A 16,416-nucleotide genomic window follows, 5' to 3' on the forward strand; every position below is an offset into this window, starting at 1 on the left:
AGTGCACTGTGCTACTTGTCGATAATCATTAACCACATTCAGGGCCCGAGAAGGCCACGATCGGATAATGCCTCCGAACGCGTTTCAGGCTGCTGTGGGTGTACTAGTGAATGGGAATTATTCTAAGGTAAATATCTGTCAATTGGGAGTGTTATATCCCAGCCCGGGACGTTTTCCAGACGTCTCCGAAAGGCGAAAATTTCATGGTATTAATCCTAATAAATATCGACATTGAAATTACAAAGCACTGATTTATAAGAATATTTATTTTATCAGTTATATTGGTAATCACTGAAATGGTTATTAGCTCCTGAAATAATAGGAATTTTCTCATTACCCCAAAACCCGCAAAAAATGCCCCCGGCCGCATATAAATTAATCAGCAGGGGTTAATTTTCACGATATTTAACTGCTTTATCGCGGTATTTAAATTCAAAGCCGGGGCGCGCAGCTTTCCCGTTGCATTAAACCTCTCCTCAACACCTAATTTGCAGATGAATGTATCGCATCATAGCCGACCCGTGCGGATACCGTGCTGGCTGAAACTAAATTCTCAGCATCTACATCAACTTACTTTCTATCCCCCTCTGGCCGTTGTTTTCACTAAGTATTCTGTGCTGATTTTGCTATACACTCTGCCGATTGCCATCTGGCGCTCTCATTTCAGGAGTCAGTAGAACATGATCATCCGCCCCTACATCGAAGCCGATCGTCCTTTCCTGCGCACGCTGTTTTTAGCGGCCCGCAGGCACAGCTGGACTTGGCTGGACGACAGCGACTGGCGTTTAGAGGATTTTGACCAGGCCACGCTGGGTGAGCAGATTCTGGTAGCGGAACAGGAGGGGCATCGCGTGGGGTTTGCCGCGGTGCTGGCGCAGGACAACTTCCTGCACAGCCTGTTTGTTGACCCGGAGTGGCAGGGAAGCGGTGCCGGAAGCGCCCTGCTGCAGGCGGTACAGCAGTCGTTTACCTCCACCGGCGCGCTGAAGTGTCTGGCTGAGAATCTGCAGGCGCAAAGCTTCTATAAGAAGCACGGCTGGCGCACCGTGGCGCAGGGAGAAAGCGAACAGGGTGATTACCTGTTAATGCACTATGTGCTTTGAGGTTTTATTCCGCAGCTTTTGATACAGGAGTGGCGCGGTGTTCCACGCATCATCTGACGACACGCTGATATAACAAGCAAGGAGCCAGGATGAAACAGCGAATAGCGCCACTCTCAGGTACGATTACCCGCTTGATCCCCGAAATCACCGCCCTCTATAAAGATTTTCACGTTCACCCCGAACTGTCGATGCAGGAGTTCAGAACCGCCAAAATCGTCGCCGATTATCTGACCAAACTCGGTTATCAGGTGACTGATAAAGTCGGCGTAACCGGGGTCGTGGGCATTTTACACAACGGTAAAGGGAAAACCGTCATGCTGCGTGCCGATATGGACGCGCTGCCGATGGCTGAGAAAACCGGTCTTCCGTTCGCCAGCCAAACCATGGGGCAAACGCTGGACGGTGATAAAACCCCGGTCGCCCATATGTGTGGTCACGATTTGCACGTTGCCTGGATGCTGGGCGTGGCCTCGGTCATGATGGCGCATCGCGATGCCTGGCAGGGTACGCTGATGCTGGTATTCCAACCCGGCGAAGAGACCGCCTCCGGTGCGCTGGCCATGCTTGAAGATATGAAAACCGGTTATCCCCTGCCCGATATTATTCTGGGGCAGCACGTTATGGTCGGTAAAGCCGGGACGATCGGCTACCGCGCAGGTTCTATTCTCACCGCGGGCGACAGCCTCCACGTTCGTTTCCACGGTAAGGGCGCTCACGGCTCCACACCGCAAAACGCCATCGATCCGGTGATGATGGCGGCATTCACCTCCGTCAGATTACAGACCGTGATTTCACGCGAAACCGCTCCGCAGGACAGCGCCGTGCTGACCATCGGTGCCATTCAGGGCGGAACCAAAGAGAACATCATCCCGGACGAAGCCATTCTCAAGCTGAATATCCGGACCTTTAAGGGCAGCGTGCGCGATAACGTTCTGACCTCGGTCAAACGCATTTGTGCCTGCGAGAGCCACGCATCGGGCGCGAAGGATCCGGAGATTAGCGTGATTAACAGCTATCCGGTGACGGAAAACGATCGCGTTTCTACCGAGCTGCTGGCCGAAAGCTTCACCACGTTTTTTGGCGAACGTGCGTACCTTACCGAACCGGCGATGAACAGCGAAGATTTCAGTCAGTTTGGCCGCCGGTGGCAGGTGCCCTATGTGTTCTGGTTTGTTGGCGGTACGAAAGAATCCATCTGGGATAATGCCGTGAAAAACCATACCGTGCATCAGATCCCGGCCAATCACTCCTCACTGTTTCAGATTGAACTGAAGCCCACGGTGCAGGCGGGAATGGAAGCCATGATCGTCGCCGCACTGACCTGGCTGTAATCTCCGCACGGCCACGGTCATCCGTGGCCTTTTATGCAGACAAGGGTTCTGTGGCATGCTGAATGTTTTTCACACCGTCGATCTGATCGGGACTTTTGCCTTTGCGCTGAGCGGCGCGACGGCCGGCGTCAAACAGGATTTAGATATCTTCGGCGTGTTCGTACTGACGGCGGCCACCGCCGTCGGAGGGGGCGTGATGCGCGATATCTGCATCAGCGCGTTGCCTCCGGCAGGTCTGGTCAGCCTCAGCTATCTGCTGACGATCGTGGCCGCCATCCTCTGCGTGGCGTTCTTTCAGCGCCTTATCCTGTCATTTGAAAAGGCTACGCTGTTTTTCGATGCGCTGGGTCTGGGATTCTTTGCTGCTTTTGGCGCCAATAAAACCTGGCAACATACGCAAAATGTTGAACTGTCGATACTGCTCGGCTGCGTCAGTGCGGTGGGCGGAGGATGCCTGCGCGATCTGCTGATCGGCAAGCCGCCGATAATCTTCAGTCAGGATATCTACGCCAGCGCCGCGTTAATCGGTGCAGCCATCGAAATCAGCGGTTCGGTGGGCTATATTCCGCAGGCCTGTAGTGCCTGGACGGCGATTATCATCTGCACGCTGCTGCGCCTGCTGGCGCTGAAATATAAAATCGGCTTGCCGTCCATTAAGCATAACGGACTATAATACGCCCTTTCATATTCAGATCGCGCCAGAACAGACGATGACTCACAGACCCCTAAACGAACAGGCCGGCGTAAGTAAAAGCGCCTATGAGATGTTGCAGTATTTACAGCGCATCGCCCGCGGCGACCGGAATTTCATCCTGCAGGATACCCTGCTCAATCACCGCTGCAACGTATCACCGGACAACGATTTCACGCTGATTGTTGAGCTGTTTGATGCCGGAAAAATCGACTTTGACTATTCAATGGTGGACGGTTTTCCGCAGCGGCACGTACGACTGGTATAACGGGCGGGATGATGCGCATCCCAACCCGCCTGCGTTACAGCGCGCGGAAAGAAATATCTTCCGGGATCACCTCGCCCTGCCAGTAAAGCCGGGCCGCCACGCTGCCCGCCAGCTGGCGATACAGCGCGGTAAACTCGCTGTCCGGCCGACGCACCACCGTCGGTTCACCGTCGTCCAGATCTTCCCGCAGGCTGATATGCAGCGGCAGCTGGCCCAGAAGCTGGGTATGATACTGCTCCGCCAGCCGCCCTGCCCCGCCGGTGCCGAAGATCGGCTCGTGGTGGCCGCACTGGCTGCAGATATGGATACTCATATTCTCAACAATGCCCAGCACCGGCACATTAACCTTCTCGAACATCACGATCCCCTTGCGGGCATCAATCAGCGCAATGTCCTGCGGCGTCGTGACCACCACCGCGCCGGTCACCGGGACGTTCTGCGCCAGCGTCAGCTGAATGTCACCGGTCCCCGGCGGCATATCCAGCACCAGATAATCCAGATCCGGCCACAGCGTTTCGTTCAGCAGCTGCATCAGCGCTTTGCTGGCCATCGGCCCGCGCCACACCATGGCGTTATCCTCGGTCACCAGATAGCCGATTGAATTGGTCGCCAGGCCGTGCGCGATAATCGGTGCCATATGCTTGCCGTCGGGCGAGCTGGGGCGCTGCGCGTCGGTGCCCAGCATATCGGGGATGGAGGGACCGTAGATGTCCGCATCCAGCAGGCCCACTTTCGCGCCTTCGGCGGCCAGCGCCAGCGCCAGGTTGACCGCCGTGGTGGATTTCCCCACGCCGCCCTTGCCGGAGCTGACGGCGATAATGTTCTTCACGCCGTTCACGCCCGGGCGATTTTTCACCCGCTGCAGGGTGGCCACGTTCAGCGACAGGCGCCAGCTGATGGCCTCCGCCCCGCTCAGGCGCAGCAGTTCGGCGCTAACGGTCGATTTCAGCGTTTCAAAGGCGCTCTGCCAGGCGAATGGCATCGTCAGTTCGATGTGCAGGGAGTGATCAATTAATGCGCAGTGGCGAAGCGCCTTCAGTGCGGTCAGATTGTGCTGCAGCGTTGGATGCTCAAAGGTGGCCAGCACCCCCATGACGATAGCGCGCAGCGCTTCCGGGGAGTGCCCTCCCTTCGCTTGTGACGTCATCCCTACTCCTTGTTGTGGTCTGTGATAATGAATGCGTTATGGCGTTAATTATATCAGATCCCATCCGGCGCCGGTGAACGCACCCCTTAAATATCCCCACGTGGACGAACCCCCTGTTTACGCAGGGAGTGGCTTTCGGTTACCATCTAAACCCCTTTTTCAACAGGTAAAGCAAGTCTCACTATGACTCAAGTCGCGAAAAAAATTATGGTAACGTGCGCCCTGCCGTACGCCAACGGTTCCATTCATCTCGGACACATGCTCGAGCATATCCAGGCAGATATTTGGGTCCGTTACCAGCGAATGCGCGGCAACCAGGTTTACTTCATCTGCGCCGATGACGCGCACGGTACGCCGATCATGCTGAAAGCTCAGCAGCTGGGCATCGCGCCGGAGCAGATGATTGCCGAAATGAGTCAAGAACATCAGACCGACTTTGCCGGTTTCGATATCAGCTATGACAACTATCACTCTACGCACAGCGAAGAGAACCGTGAGCTGTCCGAGCTGATCTATATGCGCCTGAAAGAAAACGGTTTCATCAAGAACCGCACGATTTCCCAGCTTTACGATCCGGAAAAAGGCATGTTCCTGCCGGACCGCTTCGTGAAAGGCACCTGCCCGAAATGTAAGGCCCCGGATCAGTATGGCGACAACTGCGAAGTGTGCAGCGCCACCTACAGCCCGACCGAGCTGATCGATCCGAAGTCGGTGGTTTCCGGCGCCACGCCGGTGCTGCGCGATTCCGAGCACTTCTTCTTCGATCTGCCGGAGTTCAGCGCCATGCTGCAGGCCTGGACCCGTTCCGGCGCGCTGCAGGAGCAGGTAGCGAATAAGATGCAGGAATGGTTCGAGTCCGGTCTGCAGCAGTGGGATATCTCCCGCGATGCGCCGTACTTCGGCTTTGAAATTCCGAACGCGCCGGGCAAATATTTCTACGTCTGGCTGGATGCCCCTATCGGCTATATGGGCGCGTTTAAGAACCTGTGCGACAAGCGCGGCGACATCGACTTCGATGCCTTCTGGAAGACCGACTCCGATGCCGATCTCTACCACTTTATCGGTAAAGATATCGTCTACTTCCACAGCCTGTTCTGGCCGGCAATGCTGGAAGGCAGCAACTTCCGTAAGCCGACCAACCTGTTTGTTCACGGCTACGTGACGGTGAACGGCGCGAAGATGTCCAAGTCGCGCGGTACCTTTATTAAGGCCAGCACCTGGCTGCAGCACCTGGATTCCGACAGCCTGCGCTACTACTACGCGGCGAAACTGTCTTCACGCATCGACGATATCGACCTGAATCTGGAAGATTACGTGCAGCGCGTGAATGCGGATATCGTGAATAAGGTGGTGAACCTGGCCTCCCGTAACGCCGGTTTCATCAATAAGCGTTTCGACGGGCAGCTGTCGGCAGAACTGGCGGATCCTGAGCTGTACAAAACCTTTACCGATGCGTCAGAAAGCATTGGCGAAGCCTGGGCCAGCCGCGAGTTTGGCCGTGCGGTTCGCGAGATTATGGCGCTGGCCGACGTGGCTAACCGCTACGTGGACGAGCAGGCTCCGTGGGTGGTGGCGAAGCAGGAAGGCCGCGATGCCGATCTGCAGGCGATCTGCTCAATGGGCATTAATCTGTTCCGCGTGCTGATGACCTGGCTGAAGCCGGTGCTGCCGCAGCTGAGCGATCGCGTTGAGGCGTTCCTTAATCAGGAACTGAGCTGGGAAGGTATTCATCAGCCGCTGCTGAGTCACAATATTGCGGCGTTCAAGGCGCTGTATAACCGCGTGGAGATGGATAAGGTTAACGGCCTGATCGAAGCCTCGAAAGAGGAAGCCGCGGCGGCGAAACCGGCTGCAACCGGTCCGCTGGCCGACGACCCGATTCAGGACACCATTACCTTCGACGACTTCGCCAAGGTGGATATGCGCATTGCGCTGATCCAGAACGCGGAGTTCGTTGAGGGCTCCGACAAGTTGCTGCGCCTGTCGCTGGACCTCGGCGGTGAAACCCGCCAGGTGTTCTCCGGCATTCGCTCAGCCTATCCGGACCCGGCGGTGCTGGTCGGTCGCCTGACGGTGATGGTGGCGAACCTCGCCCCGCGTAAAATGCGCTTCGGCGTTTCCGAAGGAATGGTGATGGCTGCGGGCCCTGGCGGCAAGGATATCTTCCTGCTCAGCCCGGACAGCGGCGCACAGCCCGGTCAGCAGGTTAAATAAGCTGGCCTGAAAGGGGCGAACGGGCAACCGTTCGCCCCTTTGTTATTTCTGCCGCTTCCCGCCCGGGTAGCGCATTAAGTCAATTAATCGTATGATTAACGTTCTGAAATTCAGGAGGTTATCATGCGCTGCGCCCCGCTGATTCTGTGGCAGTTTATCCGCGCTTTTTTCATTATCTACCTCTGCCTGTATGTGGGTATCGGCATTTCCAGCCTGCTCCCCGTGACCATTCCCGGCAGTATTATCGGCATGCTGGTGCTGTTCGCCCTGCTGGCCACGCAGATCCTTCCCGTTGAGTGGGTCCGGCCCGGCTGTAGCCTGTTTATCCGCTATATGGCGCTGCTGTTCGTGCCGATTAGCGTCGGCGTAATGAACGACATGGATATTCTTACCGCCCAGTTTGGCCCGATTGTCGTCTCCTGCCTGGTGAGCACGCTGATTGTACTGGTCACTGTGGGCGTGCTGACGCAGCGCATGCACCGCCAGCCGCTGGCCCCACAGGGGGAACGCGATGAGTGATATGTGGTGGTCCATTCCGTTAACGGTCTTGGTGTTTCTGGCGGCGCGCCAGCTGGCGGCACGGGTGAAGATTTCCATTGTGAATCCCCTGCTGATTGCGATGGCGGTGATTATTCCGCTGCTGCTGCTGTTGCAGATCCCCTATACCCGCTATTTCCAGGGCAGCGCCATTCTGAACAGCCTGCTGCAGCCCGCCGTGGTGGCCCTTGCGCTGCCGCTTTATGAACAAATGCATCAGATCCGCGCCCGCTGGAAGTCGATAATCAGCGTCTGCTTTATCGGCAGTATGACCGCGATGATTTCCGGTACTGCAATTGCCCTGTGGCTGGGTGCTACCCCCGAGATCGCCGCCACTCTGCTGCCGAAATCGGTCACTACGCCGATCGCCATGGCGGTTTCCGGCTCGCTGGGCGGCATCCCGGCGATAAGCGCGATCTGCGTGCTGATGGCCGGGGTGCTGGGCGCGGTGTTTGGTCATATGCTGCTGAATCTGCTGCGGGTGCGGGCCGCCTCCGCGCGCGGGCTGGCGATCGGCAACGCCTCGCACGCTATCGGCACCGCCCGCGCGGTAGAGATGGATGCGCAGGAAGGGGCGTTCAGTTCGCTGGCGCTGGTGCTTTGCGCGATCATCACCTCGCTGCTGGCACCGTTTATTTTTCCCGTTCTGCTGCACTGGCTGGGGTAAAACTTGCGAGAGATCTCGCAATTTGTATATCAATTTCATTTATTACACTGACAGAGAGATGCAGATCACATATAACTGGCTGCCGGCTCGTTAACATGAGCCCGCATCCAGCATAAAGAGGCCTAAAATGCATCCAAGATTCCTGGCGGCCTTCGCCACGCTTCCCGAGCCGTTACAGATTGCCCTGCGGCCGCTTATTTCCTCTGTGGATTTTTCCGGCCGCATCAGCGCCGATGATGCCGCCATGCTGAAACAGCAGTGCGGCTACGACGACAGCGAGCTGGCCTTTGCCCTGCTGCCGCTGGCTGCCGCCTGTGCGCTGGCCGCGCTGTCCGATTTCAAAGTGGGAGCCATCGCTCGCGGTACCAGCGGCACGCTGTGGTTCGGTGCCAATATGGAGTTCAGCGGCAGCACCATGCAGCAAACCGTGCATGCCGAGCAGAGTGCGGTGACGCACGCATGGCTCCGGGGCGAGCGTGCGCTGGCCGCCATCACCGTCAACTACACCCCCTGCGGCCACTGCCGCCAGTTTATGAACGAGCTGAACAGCGGCACCGCCCTGACCATCGAACTGCCGGGTCGTGCGGCGGCCACGCTCGGCGACTATCTGCCGGATTCGTTTGGCCCGCGCGATCTCAACATTACGACTCTGCTGATGGATGACGTCGATCACGGCATGGCGATTTCCGGCGATGCGCTGGAGCAGGCAGCGCTGGCCGCGGCCAACGGCAGCCATGCACCGTACAGCCAGGCGTGGAGCGGCGTGGCGCTGGAAACCAACGATGGCGCGATCTTTGCCGGGCGCTATGCGGAAAATGCCGCCTTTAACCCGTCGCTGCCGCCGCTGCAGGGGGCGCTGAACCTGCTGAACCTGGCCGGTTACGCCACCGCCAACATTGCCCGCGCGGTGCTGGCCGAATCGCCGGAAGCGAAGCTCAGCCAGCAGTCCGCAACCCGCGCCACCCTCGCCGCACTCGGCTGCACCCGCTTCAGCGTCATTCCCCTGATCCAGCCGTAAAAACCCGCCAGCAATTCGAGAAAGATCCCAGCTTTTGTTATTACTTATTAACAAAAGCTGTTTTTTCAGATGATTTATTTTAGGATTGGCCCCACATCATCACGATAGCAACCAGAGTACGAATTGCATGGAACTCGAATACGAAAGTAAACGATCGCTTTACATCCCTTACGCCGGTCCGATCCTGCTGGAATTCCCCCTGCTGAACAAAGGCAGCGCCTTCTCCATTGAAGAGCGTAATGACTTCAACCTCAACGGTCTGCTGCCGGAAACGGTTGAAACGATTGAAGAACAGGCCGAACGCGCCTGGCGACAGTTCCAGGATTTTAAAAACAATAACGATAAGCACGTCTATCTACGTAATATCCAGGACACCAACGAAACCCTGTTCTACCGCCTGCTGGACAACCATCTGGAAGAGATGATGCCCATCATCTATACCCCGACGGTGGGTGCCGCCTGTGAGCACTTTTCAGAGATCTACCGCCGCGCACGCGGTCTGTTTATCTCCTACCCGAACCGCGCCAACATCGAAGACATGCTGCAGAACGCCACCAAGCAGAATGTGAAAGTGATCGTGGTGACCGACGGTGAACGTATTCTCGGCCTGGGCGACCAGGGCATCGGCGGCATGGGGATTCCGATCGGCAAGCTGTCGCTGTACACCGCCTGCGGCGGCATCAGCCCGGCCTACACCCTGCCGGTGGTGCTGGATGTCGGCACCAACAATCAGCAGCTGCTGAACGACCCGCTGTATATGGGCTGGCGCCACCCGCGCATTACCGGCGAAGAGTACGACAGCTTCGTCAACGAGTTCATCACCGCCGTGAAAAGCCGCTGGCCAAACGTGCTGCTGCAGTTCGAAGACTTCGCCCAGAAGAACGCGATGCCGCTGCTGGAGCGCTATCGTAATGAAGTCTGCTGCTTTAACGACGACATTCAGGGCACCGCCGCCGTCACGCTGGGTACACTGCTGGCAGCCAGCCGCGCCGCGGGCAGCAAGCTGAGCGAGCAGAATGTGGTGTTCCTCGGTGCCGGTTCGGCGGGCTGCGGTATCGCCGAGCAGATCATCGCCCAGATGAAATCCGAAGGACTGAGCGAAGACGAAGCGCGCGCCCGCGTGTTTATGGTCGACCGCTTTGGCCTACTGACCGACAAGCTGCCCAACCTGCTGAACTTCCAGAGCAAGCTGGTGCAGAAAAGCGAGCGCCTGGCGGGCTGGGACAGCAGCAGCGACTCCCTCTCGCTGCTGGACGTGGTCCGCAACGCGCGTCCAAGCATTATGATCGGCGTTTCCGGCCAGCCGGGCCTGTTCAGCGAAGAGATCGTGCGTGAAATGCATAAGCACTGCCCGCGCCCGATTATCATGCCGCTGTCTAACCCGACTTCCCGCGTGGAAGCCACGCCGCAGGACATTATGGCCTGGACCGACGGTAACGCGCTGGTCGCCACCGGCAGCCCGTTCTCACCGGCTATCTGGAAGGATAAAACCTATCCGATTGCCCAGTGCAATAACTCCTATATCTTCCCGGGCATTGGCCTTGGGGTGATTGCCTCCGGCGCTACCCGCGTGACCGACAGCATGCTGATGGCCGCCAGCCGCGCGCTGGCCGACTGCTCACCGCTGGCGAACGACGGCGCAGGCCCGGTACTGCCGGAAGTGAAGGATATCCAGGGCGTGTCGAAAGTGATCGCGATGGCCGTGGGCAAAGCCGCACAGCTGGCGGGCGTGGCGGTGGTCACCTCGGAAGACGTGTTGTCCAAAGCGATTGCCGCCAACTTCTGGCTGCCGCAGTATCGTAACTATCGTCGTACTTCGATCTAAGAAGAATCTGCCGGGCGTCACACTACGCCCGGCGATTTGTGTGAAAAACCGCCATACGGAGCGCCGTGGCTTGCTTCCCCTCTCTCCCTACAGTAGCCTTGAACCACCTTTTCTTCGTTATTTCGAGCACCGTTCAGTATGTTCAAACGCCTGGCTTATGGTCTGATTATCATCATCGCTCTGATGGTATTGACCGCGCTTGGCCTGGATCGCTGGATGAGCTGGAAAACCGCACCCTATATTTACGACGATCTGAAATCCCTGCCCCACCGTCAGGTTGGCGTGGTACTGGGCACCGCCAAGTACTACCGCACCGGGGTCATCAATCAGTACTACCTGTATCGTATTCAGGGTGCGATGAACGCCTACAACAGCGGCAAGGTCAACTATCTGCTGCTGAGCGGCGATAACGCCCAGCAAAGCTATAACGAACCGATGACCATGCGCCGTGACCTGATTGCGGCAGGCGTGGAGCCGTCCGATATCGTGCTGGATTACGCCGGATTCCGCACCCTGGACTCGATTGTCCGCACCCGCAAGGTGTTCGACACCAACGACTTTATTATTATTACCCAGCGCTTCCACTGCGAGCGCGCGCTGTTTATCGCCCTGCATATGGGCATTCAGGCACAGTGCTACGCGGTGCCCTCACCGAAAAACATGCTCAGCGTGCGGCTGCGTGAAGTGGGCGCTCGCCTTGGCGCGCTGGCCGATTTGTATCTGATGAAGCGCGAACCGCGATTCCTCGGGCCGCTGGTGCCGATCCCGGCAGTCCATGAAGTGCCTGAAGACGCGCAAAGCTATCCGGCCGTCACCCCGGAGCAGCTGCTGGAAATCCAGCAGAAAGGGAAGTAACCACCACACGCATTAATCTGTCAGGGACCGGGAGTTGTCGAATGAATGAAGTTACCGCACGCAAACGCTGGATAGCGGAGCTGCTGCTGATTTGCGTTGCCGCCGGATGGGGAATTGGCTTCCCGGTAATGAAGCAGGCGGTTGCCCTACATCCGGTGCTGATGGTGCTGGGACTGCGTTTTCTGCTCTCCACGCTGGTGATGCTGCCCTTCAGCGCGAAAAGCCTGGCGGGTATAGGCGGCCGGACTTATCTGGCGGGCATTTCTCTGGGTCTGCTGCTCGGTGCGGCCTTCGTCTTTCTGATCCTCGGGCTGCAAACCACCACGGCATCCAATACCGGCTTTCTTGCCGGGCTGGCGGTGGTCTGGGTGCTGCTGCTTTCCGGCCCGCTGGCGGGCAAGCTGCCTTCCGCGTCGGCGATTATCGCCGTGCTGTTTGGCGTGGCCGGGCTGCTGGTGATGTCCGATATGCACGACTGGCATTTGCAGTGGGGCGATTCGCTGGTGATTATCGGTTCCGTGTTTACGGCGCTGCATATTCTGGCGCTGGATAAGCTCAGCGTGCGCCACGACAATACCGCCCTGACGTTTTTACAGGTGGCCACTATGGCGGCGGTGATTATGCTGATGCAGCACGCCACCGGCGGCGAGTGGTTCCCGCAAACGTGGGACGGTTCACTAGTGTGGGCCCTGCTGGTCACGGCGCTGTTTTCTACGGTGATTGCCTTCTGGGTGCAGACCCATTATCAGCGCTACACCTCACCGACCCGCGCGGTGCTGATCTACAATCTTGAGCCGGTATTTTCGGCACTGTTTGCCGTCTGGCTGCTGCACGAGAGCCTGTCGGTCAACGTTCTGCTGGGCGGTGCGCTGATTCTGACGGGGATGTGTATGCCGGGGCTGCTTTCTGTTCTTGCGCAGCGGTTTGGTAAGGGAAAGGTCCCTGCGGCTGACGCCATTGACTAATGGATTGGTGGAAAAGGGCTGCATCGCGCAGCCCTTTTCACAAACAGATTACTTCTTACGCGCGTACTTCAGGGAATCCAGCGCCACCGCGAATATGATGATGCCGCCCTTGATGATGTACTGCCAGTATGGGTTCACGCCGATATAGGTCAGGCCGTAGTTGATGACCGTAAAGATGATCACCCCGGTCACCACGCCCGCAACCGTACCCACGCCGCCAGCAAACGACACGCCGCCCACCACGCAGGCCGCAATCGCATCCAGCTCGTACATAAAGCCGAGGTTATTGGTGGCAGAGCCGATACGGCCCGCTTCCAGCATCCCGCCGAAGGCATAGAATACGCCGGACAGCGCGTAAACCAGGATCAGGTTGAACGGAACGTTAACGCCGGACACTTTTGCCGCTTCCGGGTTGCCGCCGATGGCGAAGATGTTTTTACCGAAGCGGGTTTTGTTCCACAGGATCCACACCACGAAGATGGCGATAATCGCGTAGAAGGTGATGTAGGACAGCTTGAAGTCACCCATGCGGATAAAGCCCTGCGCAAAGGTGGAGAACTTCTCGTCAAAACCGGCCACCGGCGAAGCGCCGACATAGTCGTAGTACAGCGAGTTGATGCCGTACACGATAATCATCGTGCCCAGGGTGGTGATAAACGGCGTCACTTTCAGGTAGGCGATAATCAGGCCGTTCACCAGGCCAATCAGCGCACCAATCGCACAGACAATCAGGATCACCAGCGCAATCGGCATGGTTTCCAGATGCGGGAACACCTTATTGGCGTTATCCATCGCCTGCAGCAGCGTTGCCGCCACTACCGCGGCCAGGCCAACCTGACGGCCGGCAGACAGGTCGGTACCCTGGGTGACAATCAGCCCCGCCACGCCCAGCGCGATAATCACGCGCACGGAGGACTGGGTCAGAATATTACTCAGGTTCATTAAGCTTAAAAACGTTGGATCCTGGATAATGATCACCGCCAGCAGGACCAGCAGCACCACGTAAATCCCGCCCTCTTTTAACCAGGTGAGCGCATTCTTTTTATTCACTGCATTCATAGTAACAGCCCTTACATCATTAAAGGTGCAACGATGCCAAACGCAATATTTCGTTTTGCGTGGTATTTTTCGTTTCGACAATGCCTGCAACCAGGCCATTACTCATTACCAGTATCCGATCGGTGATGCCTAATAATTCCGGCATTTCCGAGGAGATAATAATGATTCCCTTATCTTTCTTCGCCAGCTCGGCAATCAGCTGATAAATTTCAAACTTCGCCCCAACGTCAATACCGCGCGTCGGCTCATCCAGCATTAATATTTCCGGCTGGGTCAGCAGCCAGCGGCCGATAATGACTTTTTGCTGGTTACCGCCGGAAAGCGAACCAATAGAGGTTTTATGCCCCGGGGTTTTTACCCGCATGGAGTCAATCACCCACTGGGTATCGCTTTTCATCCGGCTGTTATCCAGCAGGCCGATGTTATTTTTATATTTACGGATATTCGAAATCAGCGAGTTAAAGCCGATATCCAGATAGGCGTAAATACCGGTTGAACGGCGCTCTTCGGTTACCAGCGCAAAGCCGTGGTTAATAGCCTCGTTGGCGCTGTTATTCTTAATCGGCTTGCCGTGCAGGCGGATTGTGCCCGCCGATTTCTCGCGGATGCCGAACAGCGTCTCGACGATATCGGTACGTTTGGCCCCCACCAGTCCGGCGATACCGAGGATTTCCCCTTTGCGCAGGTCGAAGGAAACGTCGCGAATCGACGGCTGGCGCAGCGAGGTCAGGTTTCGCACTTCCAGGATGGTTTCCCCCGGTACGTTATGCTTATCCGGGAAACGCTGGTTAAGCGAACGACCGACCATCATGGAAATAATCTTATCCATATCCAGCCCTTCCAGCGACTGGGTGGCAATCCACTGACCGTCGCGCAGAATGGTGATTTCGTCACACAGCTGGAAGATCTCTTCCATCTTATGTGAGATATAGATAATGCCGCAGCCGCGATCTTTCAGTTTACGAATAATGGTAAACAGGTGGTTAACTTCTTTTTCGGTCAGCGACGACGTTGGCTCATCCATAATCACGATTTTCGCGTTATAGGAAAAAGCCTTGGCGATTTCGATCATCTGCATCTGCGAAACGGAAAGTGATACCACTTTGTCACGCGGATCGATATCAATATCCAGCTCGTCGAAGATCGCTTTGGTATCGCGATACATTTTATCCTGATCGACGAAGAAGCCTTTTTTTGGATAACGGCCAAGCCACATGTTATCCATGACGGTACGTTGCAGAACAAGGTTTAATTCCTGGTGCACCATCGACACGCCGTTTTCCAGCGCCTCTTTAGAGCTTTTGAAATTAACTTCCTCACCCTGAAAAATAATGCTCCCCGAGTCTTTACTGTAAATGCCAAACAGGCATTTTAATAAGGTCGACTTACCGGCACCATTCTCCCCCATCAAGGCGTGAATTGAATGCGGACGGACTTTTAGATTCACATTATCAAGCGCTTTAACTCCCGGGAATGACTTATTAACATCCGTCATCTCCAGCAAAAATTCGCGCTGCGTTTGCACGTTATCACTGCCCATAATTCTACCTGGCTGAAAGGGTGACCTGATTCAACGCCTGGTGCGAGGCAGGACGCCCCGCACCAGGTGATACTTATTTCGCGAACTGTGACAGATTGTCTTTATCGACCGGAACGTAAGCGACGCGAACCACTTTACCTTCCAGTTTGTAGTTGGTGCCTTCGGTCGCCGGTTTGCCCGCTGCCAGGTTTTTCGCCATATCGAATGTGGCTTTCGCCTGGTTGTCCGCATCGTTCAGCACGGTACCGGCCATCGCGCCGGATTTCACCAGCGCCAGGGCTTCCGGCAGTGCATCCACGCCGAATACCGGTACGGAAGATTTGTTGTGGGCCTTCAGCGCTTCAACGGCACCCATCGCCATCGCATCGTTGTTGGCAATCACCACTTCGATTTTGTTGCCGTTCGGGCCGGAGAGCCACGCATCCATCTTATCTTTCGCCTGTGCGGTATCCCACATCGCGGTGTCCAGATGCAGCTGCTGCGTTTTCAGGCCGTCTTTGTTCAGGGTGTCGATCACGTATTTGGTACGTGCTTCAGCATCCGGGTGGCCCGGCTCGCCTTTCAGCAGCACGAACTGGATCTGGCCGTCTTTGTTCAGATCCCAGGCCGGATTCGCCTTCCAGTGTTTTTCAATCAGCTCGCCCTGCTTAACGCCGGACTCTTTCGAGTCGGTACCGACGTAGTAGGCTTTGTCATAGCTGGCCAGCGCTTTCGCCGATGGCTCTTTGTTGAAGAACACGACAGGAATATCGTTGGATTTGGCTTTGCTGATGATCACGTCAGCCGCCGCCGGGTCAACCAGGTTGATGGCCAGCGCCTTCACACCTTTCGCCACCATCACGTCAACCTGGTCGTTCTGGGTTGACTGGCTGTTCTGGGAGTCATTCATCAACAGCTGCACGTCCGAGCTGTTTTTGGCTTCTTTCTCAATGGCCTTGCGCACCACCGACATAAAGTTGTCGTCATACTTATAAATGGTCACGCCGATACGGGTATCAGCAGCGTGAGCAACGGCGCCAAACATCATGCTGGCGACCAGGGCGGTAAGAGTGAAAACCTTCTTATTCATGGTATCTCCGGTTTTTTTGTAGGGTAGTACTCACGCAATGCGGGCACGGCGTGCTCGCGTGGCGATCGATTCGTGGGCGGCGAAACAGAAGTTGTTGCGCGGGCCGACTATGGCTAACACCAAACCC

At 56.6% G+C, this 16,416-nt stretch carries 15 protein-coding genes; 11 read left to right on the top strand and 4 right to left on the bottom strand.

Going from position 1 to position 16,416, the window contains the following annotated elements; genetic code table 11:
- Positions 1 to 680: 680 nt before the first annotated feature.
- From EC836_RS16420 to EC836_RS16435, 4 genes are all read left to right on the top strand, one after another.
- Entirely contained in the window at positions 681 to 1,103 is a 423-nt protein-coding gene (locus tag EC836_RS16420; RefSeq protein WP_123335020.1) for a GNAT family N-acetyltransferase, read from the top strand.
- 89 nt (positions 1,104 to 1,192) lie between these two features.
- Positions 1,193 to 2,434, top strand: coding sequence for an amidohydrolase (locus tag EC836_RS16425; protein WP_123335022.1), 1,242 nt, complete (start codon positions 1,193 to 1,195; stop codon positions 2,432 to 2,434).
- A 55-nt stretch (positions 2,435 to 2,489) separates the two neighbouring features.
- Positions 2,490 to 3,107 (top strand): trimeric intracellular cation channel family protein, encoded by a 618-nt coding sequence (locus EC836_RS16430; protein ID WP_123335024.1) that lies wholly within the window; start codon positions 2,490 to 2,492, stop codon positions 3,105 to 3,107.
- A 37-nt stretch (positions 3,108 to 3,144) separates the two neighbouring features.
- A complete protein-coding gene (locus EC836_RS16435) occupies positions 3,145 to 3,393 on the top strand; it encodes a hypothetical protein (protein WP_123335026.1) in 249 nt (82 codons plus the stop codon).
- Positions 3,394 to 3,427: 34 nt separating this feature from the next.
- Here EC836_RS16435 and apbC read toward each other — a convergent pair whose 3' ends face one another.
- Positions 3,428 to 4,540 carry an iron-sulfur cluster carrier protein ApbC gene (gene apbC / locus EC836_RS16440; RefSeq protein WP_123335028.1) on the bottom strand — a complete coding sequence of 371 codons (1,113 nt, stop codon included), beginning with the start codon at positions 4,538 to 4,540 and terminating at the stop codon, positions 3,428 to 3,430.
- A 183-nt stretch (positions 4,541 to 4,723) separates the two neighbouring features.
- On the opposite strand from apbC, the gene metG reads away from it, so the two are divergent.
- The 7 genes from metG to EC836_RS16475 all read left to right on the top strand — a co-directional run bounded on the left by metG (position 4,724) and on the right by EC836_RS16475 (position 12,621).
- Positions 4,724 to 6,754 (top strand): methionine--tRNA ligase, encoded by a 2,031-nt coding sequence (metG, locus tag EC836_RS16445; protein WP_123335030.1) that lies wholly within the window; start codon positions 4,724 to 4,726, stop codon positions 6,752 to 6,754.
- Between the two features lie 123 nt (positions 6,755 to 6,877).
- Complete coding sequence (locus tag EC836_RS16450) at positions 6,878 to 7,273, top strand: CidA/LrgA family protein (protein WP_123335032.1); 396 nt, start codon at positions 6,878 to 6,880, stop codon at positions 7,271 to 7,273.
- Entirely contained in the window at positions 7,266 to 7,958 is a 693-nt protein-coding gene (locus EC836_RS16455; protein WP_123335034.1) for a CidB/LrgB family autolysis modulator, read from the top strand. The genes EC836_RS16450 and EC836_RS16455 overlap by 8 nt, the downstream gene beginning before the upstream one ends.
- Before the next feature lie 127 nt (positions 7,959 to 8,085).
- The gene (gene cdd / locus EC836_RS16460) at positions 8,086 to 8,976 is read left to right on the top strand and encodes a cytidine deaminase (RefSeq protein ID WP_123335035.1); all 891 of its coding nucleotides are present in this window, start codon (positions 8,086 to 8,088) and stop codon (positions 8,974 to 8,976) included.
- A gap of 127 nt (positions 8,977 to 9,103) precedes the next feature.
- Positions 9,104 to 10,801, top strand: a complete 1,698-nt coding sequence (locus EC836_RS16465; protein ID WP_123335037.1) for an NAD-dependent malic enzyme — start codon at positions 9,104 to 9,106, stop codon at positions 10,799 to 10,801.
- A 138-nt stretch (positions 10,802 to 10,939) separates the two neighbouring features.
- On the top strand, positions 10,940 to 11,656 hold the full coding sequence (gene sanA, locus EC836_RS16470) for an outer membrane permeability protein SanA (protein WP_123335039.1): 717 nt from the start codon (positions 10,940 to 10,942) through the stop codon (positions 11,654 to 11,656).
- A gap of 41 nt (positions 11,657 to 11,697) precedes the next feature.
- Positions 11,698 to 12,621: a DMT family transporter gene (locus EC836_RS16475; RefSeq protein WP_123335041.1), complete on the top strand. Its 924-nt coding sequence runs from the start codon at positions 11,698 to 11,700 to the stop codon at positions 12,619 to 12,621.
- 48 nt (positions 12,622 to 12,669) lie between these two features.
- Here the strand turns inward: EC836_RS16475 and mglC are convergent, their stop codons facing one another.
- The 3 genes from mglC to mglB all read right to left on the bottom strand — a co-directional run bounded on the left by mglC (position 12,670) and on the right by mglB (position 16,289).
- The gene (gene mglC / locus EC836_RS16480) at positions 12,670 to 13,680 is read right to left on the bottom strand and encodes a galactose/methyl galactoside ABC transporter permease MglC (RefSeq protein WP_123335043.1); all 1,011 of its coding nucleotides are present in this window, start codon (positions 13,678 to 13,680) and stop codon (positions 12,670 to 12,672) included.
- A gap of 19 nt (positions 13,681 to 13,699) precedes the next feature.
- Positions 13,700 to 15,220, bottom strand: coding sequence for a galactose/methyl galactoside ABC transporter ATP-binding protein MglA (gene mglA / locus EC836_RS16485; RefSeq protein ID WP_123335045.1), 1,521 nt, complete (start codon positions 15,218 to 15,220; stop codon positions 13,700 to 13,702).
- A 73-nt stretch (positions 15,221 to 15,293) separates the two neighbouring features.
- The gene (gene mglB / locus EC836_RS16490; RefSeq protein WP_123335047.1) at positions 15,294 to 16,289 is read right to left on the bottom strand and encodes a galactose/glucose ABC transporter substrate-binding protein MglB; all 996 of its coding nucleotides are present in this window, start codon (positions 16,287 to 16,289) and stop codon (positions 15,294 to 15,296) included.
- Positions 16,290 to 16,416 lie beyond the last annotated feature (127 nt).

It is taken from the genome of Erwinia sp. JUb26 (assembly GCF_003751505.1).
Lineage (GTDB): Bacteria > Pseudomonadota > Gammaproteobacteria > Enterobacterales > Enterobacteriaceae > Erwinia.

What these genes read in the sequence shown, in the direction of transcription:
- EC836_RS16420 (WP_123335020.1), top strand. Translation starts at nt 681, where the DNA reads ATGATCATCCGCCCCTACATCGAAGCCGATCGTCCTTTCCTGCGCACG.
- EC836_RS16430 (WP_123335024.1), top strand. Translation starts at nt 2,490, where the DNA reads ATGCTGAATGTTTTTCACACCGTCGATCTGATCGGGACTTTTGCCTTT.
- sanA (WP_123335039.1), top strand. Translation starts at nt 10,940, where the DNA reads ATGTTCAAACGCCTGGCTTATGGTCTGATTATCATCATCGCTCTGATG.
- apbC (WP_123335028.1), bottom strand. Translation starts at nt 4,540, where the DNA reads ATGACGTCACAAGCGAAGGGAGGGCACTCCCCGGAAGCGCTGCGCGCT.
- EC836_RS16425 (WP_123335022.1), top strand. Translation starts at nt 1,193, where the DNA reads ATGAAACAGCGAATAGCGCCACTCTCAGGTACGATTACCCGCTTGATC.
- mglA (WP_123335045.1), bottom strand. Translation starts at nt 15,220, where the DNA reads ATGGGCAGTGATAACGTGCAAACGCAGCGCGAATTTTTGCTGGAGATG.
- EC836_RS16435 (WP_123335026.1), top strand. Translation starts at nt 3,145, where the DNA reads ATGACTCACAGACCCCTAAACGAACAGGCCGGCGTAAGTAAAAGCGCC.
- mglB (WP_123335047.1), bottom strand. Translation starts at nt 16,289, where the DNA reads ATGAATAAGAAGGTTTTCACTCTTACCGCCCTGGTCGCCAGCATGATG.
- EC836_RS16455 (WP_123335034.1), top strand. Translation starts at nt 7,266, where the DNA reads ATGAGTGATATGTGGTGGTCCATTCCGTTAACGGTCTTGGTGTTTCTG.
- EC836_RS16450 (WP_123335032.1), top strand. Translation starts at nt 6,878, where the DNA reads ATGCGCTGCGCCCCGCTGATTCTGTGGCAGTTTATCCGCGCTTTTTTC.
- metG (WP_123335030.1), top strand. Translation starts at nt 4,724, where the DNA reads ATGACTCAAGTCGCGAAAAAAATTATGGTAACGTGCGCCCTGCCGTAC.
- EC836_RS16465 (WP_123335037.1), top strand. Translation starts at nt 9,104, where the DNA reads ATGGAACTCGAATACGAAAGTAAACGATCGCTTTACATCCCTTACGCC.
- EC836_RS16475 (WP_123335041.1), top strand. Translation starts at nt 11,698, where the DNA reads ATGAATGAAGTTACCGCACGCAAACGCTGGATAGCGGAGCTGCTGCTG.
- cdd (WP_123335035.1), top strand. Translation starts at nt 8,086, where the DNA reads ATGCATCCAAGATTCCTGGCGGCCTTCGCCACGCTTCCCGAGCCGTTA.
- mglC (WP_123335043.1), bottom strand. Translation starts at nt 13,680, where the DNA reads ATGAATGCAGTGAATAAAAAGAATGCGCTCACCTGGTTAAAAGAGGGC.